This is a genomic window from Occallatibacter sp., assembly GCF_049582745.1.
In the GTDB taxonomy this organism is placed as follows: Bacteria; Acidobacteriota; Terriglobia; order Terriglobales; family Acidobacteriaceae; genus Telmatobacter.
On the sequence record NZ_JBAUUO010000128.1, the window covers coordinates 41101 to 52995 of the forward strand.

14 protein-coding genes are annotated in these 11895 nt (G+C 59.5%); 9 read left to right on the forward strand and 5 right to left on the reverse strand.

All coding sequences use genetic code 11. From position 1 onward, the window contains the following. The first annotated feature begins 20 nt into the window (after positions 1–20). On the forward strand, positions 21–347 hold the full coding sequence (imm48, locus tag WCA10_RS18360) for an Imm48 family immunity protein (RefSeq protein ID WP_472823966.1): 327 nt from the start codon (positions 21–23) through the stop codon (positions 345–347). A gap of 116 nt (positions 348–463) precedes the next feature. Here the strand turns inward: imm48 and WCA10_RS18365 are convergent, their stop codons facing one another. Next, complete coding sequence (locus tag WCA10_RS18365) at positions 464–1420, reverse strand: isoaspartyl peptidase/L-asparaginase (protein WP_472823967.1); 957 nt, start codon at positions 1418–1420, stop codon at positions 464–466. A 455-nt stretch (positions 1421–1875) separates the two neighbouring features. On the opposite strand from WCA10_RS18365, the gene WCA10_RS18370 reads away from it, so the two are divergent. The 5 genes from WCA10_RS18370 to purK all read left to right on the forward strand — a co-directional run bounded on the left by WCA10_RS18370 (position 1876) and on the right by purK (position 4780). Further along, positions 1876–2211 (forward strand): hypothetical protein, encoded by a 336-nt coding sequence (locus WCA10_RS18370; protein ID WP_472823968.1) that lies wholly within the window; start codon positions 1876–1878, stop codon positions 2209–2211. A gap of 153 nt (positions 2212–2364) precedes the next feature. Continuing rightward, on the forward strand, positions 2365–2814 hold the full coding sequence (locus WCA10_RS18375; RefSeq protein ID WP_472823969.1) for a hypothetical protein: 450 nt from the start codon (positions 2365–2367) through the stop codon (positions 2812–2814). Beyond that, positions 2805–3032, forward strand: coding sequence for a hypothetical protein (locus tag WCA10_RS18380; RefSeq protein WP_472823970.1), 228 nt, complete (start codon positions 2805–2807; stop codon positions 3030–3032). The genes WCA10_RS18375 and WCA10_RS18380 overlap by 10 nt, the downstream gene beginning before the upstream one ends. Positions 3033–3107: 75 nt before the next feature. After that, a complete protein-coding gene (purE, locus tag WCA10_RS18385; protein ID WP_472823971.1) occupies positions 3108–3596 on the forward strand; it encodes a 5-(carboxyamino)imidazole ribonucleotide mutase in 489 nt (162 codons plus the stop codon). Next, the gene (gene purK, locus WCA10_RS18390; RefSeq protein WP_472823972.1) at positions 3596–4780 is read left to right on the forward strand and encodes a 5-(carboxyamino)imidazole ribonucleotide synthase; all 1185 of its coding nucleotides are present in this window, start codon (positions 3596–3598) and stop codon (positions 4778–4780) included. The genes purE and purK overlap by 1 nt, the downstream gene beginning before the upstream one ends. 11 nt (positions 4781–4791) lie before the next feature. Here purK and WCA10_RS18395 read toward each other — a convergent pair whose 3' ends face one another. After that, positions 4792–5157 carry a cupin domain-containing protein gene (locus tag WCA10_RS18395; RefSeq protein ID WP_472823973.1) on the reverse strand — a complete coding sequence of 122 codons (366 nt, stop codon included), beginning with the start codon at positions 5155–5157 and terminating at the stop codon, positions 4792–4794. Positions 5158–5165: 8 nt separating this feature from the next. After that, on the reverse strand, positions 5166–6992 hold the full coding sequence (gene typA, locus WCA10_RS18400) for a translational GTPase TypA (protein WP_472823974.1): 1827 nt from the start codon (positions 6990–6992) through the stop codon (positions 5166–5168). Between the two features lie 248 nt (positions 6993–7240). Here typA and WCA10_RS18405 point away from each other — a divergent pair, with 248 nt between their 5' ends. Further along, the gene (locus tag WCA10_RS18405) at positions 7241–8323 is read left to right on the forward strand and encodes a ComEC/Rec2 family competence protein (protein ID WP_472823975.1); all 1083 of its coding nucleotides are present in this window, start codon (positions 7241–7243) and stop codon (positions 8321–8323) included. Between the two features lie 51 nt (positions 8324–8374). Continuing rightward, positions 8375–9334 (forward strand): sugar phosphate isomerase/epimerase family protein, encoded by a 960-nt coding sequence (locus WCA10_RS18410; RefSeq protein WP_472823976.1) that lies wholly within the window; start codon positions 8375–8377, stop codon positions 9332–9334. A gap of 21 nt (positions 9335–9355) precedes the next feature. Here WCA10_RS18410 and WCA10_RS18415 read toward each other — a convergent pair whose 3' ends face one another. Together WCA10_RS18415 and WCA10_RS18420 are read right to left on the reverse strand one after the other, a co-directional pair. Further along, complete coding sequence (locus tag WCA10_RS18415) at positions 9356–10033, reverse strand: DUF4142 domain-containing protein (RefSeq protein WP_472823977.1); 678 nt, start codon at positions 10031–10033, stop codon at positions 9356–9358. Between the two features lie 270 nt (positions 10034–10303). Continuing rightward, positions 10304–11590 carry a glycosyltransferase gene (locus WCA10_RS18420; protein WP_472823978.1) on the reverse strand — a complete coding sequence of 429 codons (1287 nt, stop codon included), beginning with the start codon at positions 11588–11590 and terminating at the stop codon, positions 10304–10306. 97 nt (positions 11591–11687) lie between these two features. On the opposite strand from WCA10_RS18420, the gene WCA10_RS18425 reads away from it, so the two are divergent. Next, positions 11688–11888, forward strand: a complete 201-nt coding sequence (locus WCA10_RS18425) for a hypothetical protein (RefSeq protein ID WP_472823979.1) — start codon at positions 11688–11690, stop codon at positions 11886–11888. Positions 11889–11895 lie beyond the last annotated feature (7 nt).

Genomic DNA, 11895 nt, shown 5'->3' on the forward strand with positions numbered 1-11895 from the left:
CAGTTCGCGCGGAAATCGCGATGATGGCCAATGACCTGTTTGTTGTGATTGGTGTGCCATTTGAGCAGACCTTAGAGCTCCAAAGGCAGGTGCTGGCAACGTTCGCATTTGGGATGATCTTTGCGGAGGGCAGGCTGAGGGGCTTGCGGCCGCCAGAAGTTCACGCTTTGGTGATTGCCTGCCTCACAGACGTTTTCAGATACTCGGATCAGCAGGCAGTGTCGTTCAGCACGAATCTGATATCGGCAGCTTCATCGCACAGCCGCACGCCTCGACGACCGGCGCGATCATTCATCTTGGGGTCGATGGGCATCGCCAATGGCAGCAAAAGAAGACAGATGAATTGACGACGAATCTTAGAGAAGTCCTCAGGACCGTCGGCGCATAGAGAACCTCTTCTTTTTGATTAGCGACGCGCTTGGTTTGATGATCTGAAAAGCCTGTGGAATCTCGGAATCCCTTTCTAGATTTTCAGTCCTGTCTCCAGCCCGTGCTCCGTTGCAAGCCCCCAGGCCATGGCGGGCGTGTTGTGGGCCATCCCGAATCTTCCGTCGGGGCCGAGCAGGATGATGCCGCCATGACCGCCGAGACGGTTATGCAGATACGAGATGGCTTCGCGGGCGGCAAACGCGGGTGCGGTGCCGGCGGCAACGCGATCGGTGGCCCACTTGCCCAGCACCAGCTTCATGATGGGCTCACCCCATCCGGTAAGCGAAACCGCCGCCGAAAGGTTGTCGGCATAGCAGCCGCAACCTATCAGCGATGAGTCGCCCACGCGGCCGGGAGTCTTGTTCAGCGTGCCGCCGGTCGACGTAGCGGCAGCGATGTTTCCATCTGTGTCGAGCGCGACCGCGCCAACGGTATCGTGCGAAGAGTCGATCACGCGCGGGATGGCCGTCTCCGGCCCCTTGTCGTCTTCCAGTCCTGAAAATGTCGCATCGGCGAGCCCCGCAGCCTCGCGTTCCCGCGCGATCTTCAGCCGCTCGCGCTCGCGATCGAGCACGAGTTCCGCGTTTTCGATGAGTGGCATGCCGTGCGATTGGGCAAATTCTTCAGCTCCGGCGCCCACGAAGTAGACATGGGGACTCTGCTCCAGCACCAGCCGCGCCGCCTGGATGGGATTGCGAATCCGCTCCACGCAAGCCACTCCGCCGGCCTTCATGCGTCCGCCATCCATGAGAAGTGCATCGAGTTGCACGCGACCATCGGAGGTGAGAAAACTGCCGCGGCCCGCATCAAAGGTCGGATCATCCTCGAGCACGGTAACAGCCGCTTCAACGGCGTCGATCGCCGAGCCGCCACGGGTCAGAACCCGATGCCCGGCGTCGAGCGCATTGCGCACCCCGTTCTCGTGGGCCGCAGCCGCGTCTTCGGGAATGGCCCAGGCTCCGCCATGAACCAGCAAGATTGGTGTCCGCATCACCGGTTATGTTAGCCGATCGAAGCCGGTTCCTTGAATGTGCTCGATAACAGACAGAGAAGCTCGGCGAAGTTGCCGCGCCTATTTTTGTTGTCAAGAGCAGGCCACCGCGTCAACTGACCTAAGCTTATGAATCCATTGCGTAAAAAACTTTGCCGACATTTGCAGGTAATTATGTAACATTCCGCTAAGCTTGAAGCATCAATCGCAATCATGCACAAACGGGAGCCGCGGTGGCTCCCCATTTCTTTCGGACTCCTTCCACGGCAAACGTGCCGCAGAGAGGAAGCTGAATCTCAAAAAATATTCGACGCTATTGGCCGGTGAACCTCGTCAGAGAGACGGGCGTCACGACCTCGCGTCCAATTGGCAGCGAGATGAGCCCGTAAGATTGCTCCTCTTGTCTGTGGTTTGAAGGCTTCACAAATGGAAGGCTGTCCGGGAAAGTCGGACAGATGAACGCAGCAAAACCTAAGCTTGTCGCAATAAAGAAGAAAGCGACTGCTCCAAAGCCAAAGCGCAAACGGGGCGCCGCGAAGATGCGGGAGGCGGCAGACAAGATCGTTGGCCGCGATTGCAAACCGATCGTCGAGGCGCTCTCATCGAATTGCAAGAAAGGCCAGATGCTTAGCGCCAAGTTCCTATATGGTCTGGCACAACTGGCAGAAGCATCGGGCGAAGGCGATAGCGCACGCAAATTCCGCAGCAATGCCACAGAATGGGCCAATTCGCCGGAATGGAAGGGCGATTTGGAACCCGAGACGCCAACCGAGGAAGAGGACGCGGACTAGAAATCCGCATCGACTTCTTCTTGTCAGTCACCAGGCTTTTATTAACGCTAACCTTGAACGGGTCATGCCCATCAGCCGCGCGGTCGTTCTTCGCCGCGCAGTGCCGATGGTCATGGCCGTGTTGCACCACGGGTAAAAAAGGAAGAATCACGCATGAGCCTCCTTCGAATTCAGTCCATTCGCGCCGCAAAAATCCTGGGAATGTGCCTCGCTTGCATGGCGACGGGTTTTGCGGGCCTTGCGCAATCCGTCAGCACCACAACGGTGCAGGGCACCCTATACCTGGCGAACGGCTCGCCGGGATCAGGCACGCTGCAATTGAGCTGGCCTGCGTTCGCCACCGCATCCAGCCAGGCGGTTGCCGCCGGCAAAATCATGGCGACCATCGGCGTAGGTGGATTTGTAAGTGTGAACCTGGCGCCCAACCTGGGCTCATCGCCTGCAGGGCTTTACTACACGGCGATTTTCCACATGAGCGACGGCACCACCAGCACGGAGTACCGACGGATCGAACCCGCCCAACTACTCGGAGTTTTCGGCGGCCCTCATCTTCAATTTGCCGCTCGCTTCGTAGGCGGCGTGGAGCACAACCGATGCGCATGATGAACGAATTCGAAGCACAGGTGCTGAGCGACCTGAATGTGTTGAAGAACCAGATGAACGGCCTGATGGGCGATGGAAACGGCGGACGCATCGCAGAACTCGAACACCGCATGGAGCGCCACGAGCAAAACTGGCAGCGCGCCAAGGGATTCCTGGCTGCATTCAGCGTCCTGCTCGCCGTCGTTGAAGTAGCCGTCGAGGCGTGGCACCGGCATTAGTCTATCCAGTAACAACGATCTCAGATCGGTGAGCCCGGCTACAGCAATCGTCGCAGCGCCCCTTATAATCACCCCATGAGCAAGAAGCCGTTAGTCGGCGTGGTGATGGGCAGCAAGAGCGATTACGAGGTGTTGTCCGCCGCCGTTGAAATCCTGCAGGCACTCGAAATTCCGCACGAGGCCCGCATCGTCAGCGCGCATCGCACGCCAGACTGGCTCTTCAAATACGCCGAAACCGCTCGCGAGCGCGGCTTGCGCGTCATCATCGCCGGAGCCGGCGGCGCGGCACACCTGCCGGGCATGCTGGCATCCAAGACGCTGGTTCCCGTTCTTGGCGTTCCAGTTTCCGCCACGCAACTCAACGGCCTCGATTCCTTGCTTTCGATCGTGCAGATGCCGAGAGGTGTTCCCGTAGGCACGCTGGCTATCGGCAAGCCCGGCGCAGCCAACGCCGCGCTGCTCGCTGCCGAAATTATCGCCGCAACCGACGCCGCACTCTACGACCGGCTGGCCGCCTGGCGCGCGGCACGCTCTGAGGAAGTGATGAAGCAGGAGCTGCCTTAGTGTTTGAAGAATCTCCGCTGCATAAGAAACCACCGGTGATCGAGCCGGGCGGCCTGATCGGCATCCTGGGCGGAGGCCAGCTTGGCCGCATGACCGCGATGGCCGCGCGCACCATGGGCTATCGCGTGCGCGTCATGGACCCCGAAGCCAAGTGCCCGGCAAGCTTTGTCGCGGACCAGACCGTTGTGGGCAAGTGGGACGACGTTGCCGCTGCGCAAAAGCTGGCGAAGGGCGCCGATGCTGTCACGCTTGAGATTGAGCAGATCGGCGTGGACGCGCTCAGTGAAGTTGCTGCCATGGCGCCGCTGCGCCCGGGCGTCGAACCCATCCGCATCATCCAGGACAAGATCCTGCAAAAAACGTGGCTCGCCGAGAACGGATTCCCGGTCGGCCCGTTCCGCATCATCCGCAATGAAGATGAACTGCATCATGCCGTGAAGGTGCTCGCCGGGCGCGTCTTCCTTAAGATCGGGCGCGGCGGTTACGACGGCCGGGGCCAGGCGCGCATCGGCATGGAAGCCTTGTTGAAGAAGCAAATCATCACGGATGCATGGACCAGCGTCGGCGAAAACCCATCTGTCGCTGAACAGGCGCTCGACCTTGTCACAGAAATTAGCGTTATGGCTGCGCGCAGTCCGTCGGGCGAGGTGCGCACCTATCCCGCCGCGCGCAATCACCACGAAAATCAGATCCTGGCATGGAGCGTTCTCCCTTCGGGAGTCGCACCAGAGATCGAGTCCCGCGCCGAAAAGCTGGCAGCCTCCATCATCGAGAAACTCGGCATCGAGGGGCTGCTTTGCGTCGAGATGTTCATCACGCGCCAGGGACGCCTGCTCGTGAACGAACTTGCGCCGCGCCCGCACAACAGTTATCACCAGAGCGAGCGCGGATGCGTGACCAGCCAGTTTGAGCAGTTGGTGCGAACAACCTGCAACCTGCCGCTAGGTGACACATCCCTCATCAGCCCGTGCGCGATTGTGAACCTGCTCGGCGACATCTGGCTGACTTCATCTCCGAACTTCGCCAAAGCACTCAAGGTTCCCGGCGTGCGCCTGCATCTCTATGAGAAGCGCGCCGCAAAGATGGGACGCAAAATGGGCCATCTCTCCGCAACAGGCGAAAGCGCGGATGATGCGCTGGAACGCGTGCTCGATGCGAAGGAGCGCCTCACTTCAGGCAGTTGATCGCATCAGGCCTAAATCCAAACATCGTTTGCGGCGGTGCGCTCGCCGACTTCTTCGCCGGTATTCTTCACGCCGCGCGGCTCAATCAGCATCAGCTTTACTTCGCGTTCCGCATACGGCTTGTGCTCCACGCCCTTGGGCACGACAAACATTTCACCCGGCCCGATGTGCACAGCCCCATCGCGAAAATCAATGCGCAATGTCCCCTCCATCACGATGAAGGTCTCGTCCGTGTCCTTGTGGTCGTGCCAGATGAAATCGCCCTCGAGCTTCACGATTTTGAACTGATAGTCATTCATCTCCGCAATGACCTTGGGTTGCCATTGTTCAGTGAGCAGCCCGAACTTCTGCGCGAGATTGATCGCCTTGTAGCTCATCGAGGCACCTACGAACTAAACTGTTCAGCCTTCTCCCAGCGCTTAGGCCGCTTATTGGCCTGCAGAATCTTCTTGCGCAGCCGCAGCGACTTCGGCGTGATCTCCACCAGTTCATCATCGGCAATGAACTCAATCGCCTGCTCCAGGTTCAGCGTCTTGTACGGCACCAGGCGAATCGCGTCATCGGCGCTCGAAGCGCGCATGTTGGTCAGCTTCTTTTCGCGCACCACGTTTACGTCGAGATCGTTGTCGCGCGAGTGCTCGCCGACAACCATTCCCTCGTACACGTCAACACCCGCACCGACAAACAGAATGCCGCGCTCCTGCAATCCGTTCAGTGAATAGGTCGTCGTCAATCCCTGGCGATCGGCAATAAGCGCGCCCGTCGGCCGCTGCGGAATCTCGCCCTGGTACGGAATGTATCCATCGAAAAGCGCATTCATCACGATCGTCCCGCGCGTCTCCGTCAGCATCTCGCTGCGCAGTCCGATCAGCCCGCGGCTGGGTACACGAAACTCCAGGCGCACGCGGCCCGAGCCGTGATTGTGCATCTTGGTCATCTCGCCTTTGCGCGGACCTAGCTTTTCGATCACCACGCCGGTGTACTGTTCCGGCACGTCGATTGTGAGATGCTCCACCGGCTCCATACGTGTGCCGTCCACCACTTTAGTCACGATCTCCGGCCTGCCCGCCAGCAGCTCGAACCCTTCGCGACGCATCATCTCGATCAGAATCGCTAGCTGCAGTTCACCGCGCCCCAGCACCTTGAACGTGTCTGGAGAGCCCGTCTCTTCCACGCGAATCGACACATTCGTCAGCAGCTCTTTTTCAAGCCGTTCGCGCAGGTTGCGGCTCGTCACATATGTGCCTTCCCTCCCCGCAAACGGCGAGTTGTTCACGCTGAACGTGATTGCGATCGTTGGCTCGTCAATCACGATTAGGGGCAGTGGCGCAGGCCTTTCAAGCGACGTAATCGTCTCGCCGATCGTGATGCCTTCCACGCCGGCCACGGCCACAATGTCGCCCGTGGTCGTCTCCGTTGTCTCGGTGCGCTTCAGTCCGGAAAACGTAAACAGCTTGGTGATGCGCGTCTTCATCAGCGAACCGTCGCGCTTCGAAATATTCACGTCATCGCCCGCATGCAGCGTTCCCTGAAATACCCGGCAGATGGCGATGCGGCCAAAGTAATCCGAATAGTCGAGGTTCGTGACCAGAATCTGCAGCGGCGCATCCACGTCGCCCGTGGCCGCGGGAATCGTCGAAACAATTGTCTCGAACAGCGGCTGCAGGTTTTCTCCCGGCTTGGCCAGATCGAGTGTAGCCGTACCGGCCTTCGCAACTGCATAGAGCACCGGAAAATCCAGCTGTGACTCTTCCGCATCGAGATCGATGAAGAGGTCGTAGATCTCGTTCAGCACTTCCTGCGGACGCGCATCGGGGCGGTCGATCTTGTTGATCACCACGATCGGCTTCAGCTTTGCTTCGAGCGCCTTGGCCAGCACGTACCGCGTCTGCGGCAACGGACCTTCAGCGGCATCCACCAGAAGCATTACGCCGTCCACCATCTTCAATGCGCGCTCCACCTCGCCGCCAAAATCGGCGTGGCCCGGCGTGTCGACAATATTGATCTTGCCGCCTTCAAAGTTTACGGCCGTGTTCTTGGCGAGAATGGTGATGCCGCGCTCCCGCTCCAGGTCGTTCGAGTCCATCACGCGCTCGGCAACCTGCTCGTTGGCGCGGAATGTGCCGGACTGGCGAAGCATGGCGTCAACAAGTGTCGTCTTACCGTGGTCAACGTGGGCGATGATGGCGATATTGCGTATCGTCTGGCTCACAAGCGTAGTGTTCCTTCTCTTTTAGGGCAAATCTGAAATTTGCGTTCGGGCGTGGCCTCAGCGGGCCATCAGGTTGGGAATGAAGTCAAAATGAATGGCCACACAATGCGGCACAATCTATTTTACCAGCATCGCAAATCCAGCAGAATCTGCGGTCTGCCGGCCCTCCGTCCATCCGCCAATCCTCAGCCCTGCCAGCGGGAAACGAATTTCCCGCCGTCGGCCCCAGCGTTTACACTCATTCGCAAATGAACCGCGTCGCTTCCCTCCGCCTCTACCGCCCTTCCCTCCTGTCCATCCCAACTCTTGCCATCGCTTTTTTGTTCGGTTACGCCATCCTGCCGAACACCGCTGCCGCGCAAGCCACCCGCCCAGGCAACACCGACCTCTATATCTACGCCATCGATGTGGAAGGCGGCCAGGCCACGCTGATCGTTTCGCCCTCTGGCCACTCGATGCTCGTCGATACCGGCTGGGGCGACAACAATGGCCGCGACGCCGTGCGCATCATCGCGGCAATGAAAGACGCGGGCATCACAAAGATTGACAAGGTGCTCATCACCCACTTCCACACCGACCACGTCGGCGGCGTTCCAAATCTCGTTGAGCGCGTCAAGGTCGGCGAGTTTCTCGATCACGGCGTCAACCGCGAAGACTCCGACATCACGCGCAAAGATTACGCGGCCTACATCAAAGCCATCGGCAACACCCCGCGCCGCACCCTGCATCCCGGCGACCTCATCGACATCCCCGGACTCAACACCACCGTGATCACCGCCGACGGCGAACACATCAACTCGGTAGCGGGCATCAAACCCACGCCCAATCCCTATTGCGCCAGCGAACCCAAGTGGGAACTCGATACGACCGAGAATCCGCGCTCCACCGGCGTCCTCATCCGCTTCGGTCTCTTCAGCTTTCTCGATCTCGGCGACCTCACCAAGGCAAAAGAGATCCCGCTCGTCTGCCCCAACAACCCCCTCGGCCACGTGAGCCTTTACCTCGTCGACCATCACGGCATGAATCTCTCCAACACCCGCGCGCTTGTTGACGCCATCCATCCTCGCGTTGCCTTCATGGACAACGGCGCACACAAAGCGGGCAGCCCCGAAGCGTGGCAAACCGTCCACGACAGCCCCGGCCTGCTTGACCTGTGGATGCTGCACACCGCCGAAAGCTCCGATGCCGCACACAACAGCGCCGATCCGCTTATCGCAAATCTCAAAGGCGGCAGCGACGGCCACTATTTCAAGGTAGTCGCCGATGGCGACGGCAGCTTCAGCGTCACCAACTCGCGGACAGGCCAAACGAAAAAATACCCGCGCGATTAAACTCACAACTCCACGAACGAATCATCCGTCTCAATTACGAGGAGCCTTTCCATGACCATCTCGCGCCGCAAATTCATTGCCGGAGCAACTGCGGCAGTATCGTTCGCAACCTTCTCGCGCGCGGCCCGCGCCGCCTGCCCCTTCCGCGTCGCCGTCATCAACGACGAAATTTCGCAGGACTTCGATCACGTCTGCTCCGTCGTTGCGCACGACTTCGGCCTGCAGTGGATCGAGTTGCGCAGCATGTGGGGCAAGAACGTCACCGACATGCCCGACGCCGATATCGAGCGCGCAAAGACCATCCTCGCCAAGTACAACCTGCGCGTCACCGACATCGGCAGCCCGCTCTTCAAAACCGATTGGCCCAGCGCGCCGCTCTCAAAGCAGAGCGAACGCCGCGACAACTTCAAAGCCGATTTCACCTTCAAACAGCAGGACGACCTGCTCGAGCACTGCATCAAGCTCGCCAAGACCTTCGGCACCGATAGCATCCGCTGCTTCGATTTCTGGCGGCTCGACAACGTCGCTCCCTACCGCGCCGCCATCAACGAAAAACTGCGCGAAGCTGCACGCCGCTGCGCACGCAGCAACCTCATCCTCCTGCTTGAAAATGAAATGTCGTGTAACACCGCCACCGGCGCTGAAGCCGCAGACACCCTCCGCGCGATCCCCGACACCAACTTCATGCTCAACTGGGATCCAGGCAACGCGGCCACTTTCCCCAACAGCGAGCCGTTCCCCAAGGGCTACGCACTCCTGCCCAAAAAACGCATCGGCCACTGCCACGCCAAGAATGTCGTCCGCAAACCCGATGGCAAGTGGGAGTGGGCTCCCGTGGGTACCGGCGTCGTCAACTGGGCCGGCCAGCTGGCAGCTCTCCAGCACGATGGCTACCACTACGCCGTGAGCCTCGAGACGCACTGGCGCGGCGGCGGCACCCCCGAAGCCTCAACCCGCATCAGCTTCAAGGGACTGAAAGAAGCACTCGCGAAGGCCGGGACCGGCTGTTAACCGATCCCTTCCCCCGTCTCATTACAGGCTGCCTGACTCGCTGCCCTTCTCGTCAATCGCGACGTTGTGGGTCTTCGCGATCTGCTCAATCAGTTGCAGATGCTGCGAGATGATTTTCGAACCCTGTTGAGCCACCTGCTTCACATTCGGATCCTGCGCCATCTGTGCTTCATCTTTGAAGTCTTTCAGATCCTGTTGATGGTCTTTCACCATCATCGAGATGTATGCGCGGTCGAAATCCTGTCCAGAGAGTCCCTGCAATTTGGCGATCTCCTTCTTGTCCTTCTTTGACGGGCCTTTCGGTTCTGGTACGCCAAGCTGCTTCGCAACTGGCTTGAACCACTTATCGGCCATCTGGCTGTGGTCGCTCACCATCTTCTGCGCAAACTGCTTCACGTCGTCGCTCTGGGATTTCTGCGCTGCCAGCTGCCCCAACTGCACTTCAGCCTCACCCCCTTCGAGAGCCTTGCTCACAAATGCCTTCTCGGCGAAGTCCTGTCCCATCGGCGCCGTTCCGGGATAAGTGCCGGGCCCCATATTCGGGTTTCCGGGATTAGTGGGCGCCATCGGTTGCTGACCCGGCATGGTCGGCTGCTGCGGCTGCGGATTGCCTGGCATTTGTGCGAGCGCTACAACCCCGCTCAGCAAAACCGTCCCCGCACTCAAACACAGCGTGTAAGCTATTCGTTTTAATTGCATAATTACCCTCCAGTTGCTGCGAGCCTGCGATTCCGCAGAAACGCCGTTCACCCGCAAAGATGCGATGCACCTCGCTGGGAGTACGGTTGCTCTGGCGAAGCTTCACGGTTCGCAACGCAAATCAAGGATTCGAGGGATTTTCGATGGTGCAAACAAACCGTTGTAACCGGTAAGGACTTTTCGTCGAGCCTCGGCCAATGTCGCCAAGCTGTAAGTGCTGGCGCTCTGACGCGGAAAGTCCCGTGCAACTTCGCCAGTGCCCATGCGGGCTTACGACGAAGAACGGCTCCGCGCGTACAACGCTTCCAGCGCATCGCAAGCCGTCTTCACACCGTCTTCGCCACGCAGTTGTTCAGCCACCGCCCGCGCCTTCTCCGCCAGCCCCGGATCGTCGAGCACCTTCCGCAGCCCGCGTGTCACCTTCTTCGTCGTGTAGCTCGACTTCTGGATCACCCTGGCCACGCCAAGCCGCTTCATGCGCCGTGCATTGTCGGGTTGATCGTGCGAGTAAGGCATGATAAGCATCGGCTTGCCCGCGCGCAAACATTGCGCCACCGTCCCCACACCGCCCTGGTGCACCACCAGCGACGCCCGCGAAAACAGCGCGGAGTACGGCGCGTACTGTGCCACGCAAATGCTGTCGGGCAGCTTCTGCTTCAGTTCGTTGCGCGGATCGGTGCCAATCAGCAGCACCGCCCGTTTCCCCAGTTCCATCGCAGCCTTCGCCGACACCTCGTAAAAATCTCCCGCTGCCAGCACCGCGGCCGATCCCAGCGTAAACACGATAGGCGGTTCTCCGCTTGCAACAAATTCTTCGAGGTTGGGCGGCAGTTTGGCGTTGCCCGCGTCGGCATCGTAGTAGGCGAATCCGGCGATAAGCGTATGCGGCGGCCAGTCCTTTTGTTCGCTGCCCAACACGCGCGAAAACAGCGCCAACACAAGAGAGGGCGAGTGCTTCGCATCAAACAGCGGATTCTCGCCTTTCGGCAAGCCAAGCTCCTGCCGCAGTTCATAGATAGGCTCGGGCCACTTGCGGCTAGCAAACCGCGCCACCCGCTTGATCACGCGCCCAAACCCCGGCACCTTCTTGTCGGCCTTCGCCAGCTTGGGATACGGCGGAAGCACCGGCGGATCGAATGCCGAAAAAAACGACAGCGGCGCCAGCACGTAACTCGCCCACGGGATGCCCGTCACCTTTGCCACGATCGGCCCCGCGTAATTCAACTCACCCAGCAACAGCAGATCAGCTCTCATCGGCTTCGTCGCCGCATCCAGCAGATCGTCATAGGTCTGCCGCAGCGAGGGAAACAGAAAGTCGCGCAGCCCATGCTCGGTGCCGTGCTTGATGTCGTATACCGTCTCCACCAGCACGTTATTCGTCGGATCGATGTCTGGCCGGATCGCGTGAAATTCCAGCCCTAGCGGCGCAATCTTCTGCCGATAAACCTCCGGCACCGCCATCACCGGCGTGTGTCCGCGCCGCTTTAGCTCCAGCGCCAGCGCAATCAGCGGATTGGTATCGCCATACGTGCCGATGTTCGAGAGAACAATACGCAAGAGTCAGATCCGTGGATCGGAATGGAAACGCAACGATAAGACTAATGCATTCCAGACGACAAGGCCTATTGCCGCATAATTGATTGGGGCAACTGCAGTGAAGAACCTTGGCTTTTTGCTTCTCGCCGCGCTTTTCTTCTTTGGTGCATTCCGTTATACCCTCCGCCCCGACCGCATGAAGGCAGAGTTCTCGGATCATCCCATCGGCCATTCGCCCATACTGATGGTTCGAGCACTCGGCGTGGTAATGGCCGTATTGGGCGTCCTCTTGGTATACGCGCTCTATCGGTCGCTGTAATCCCATC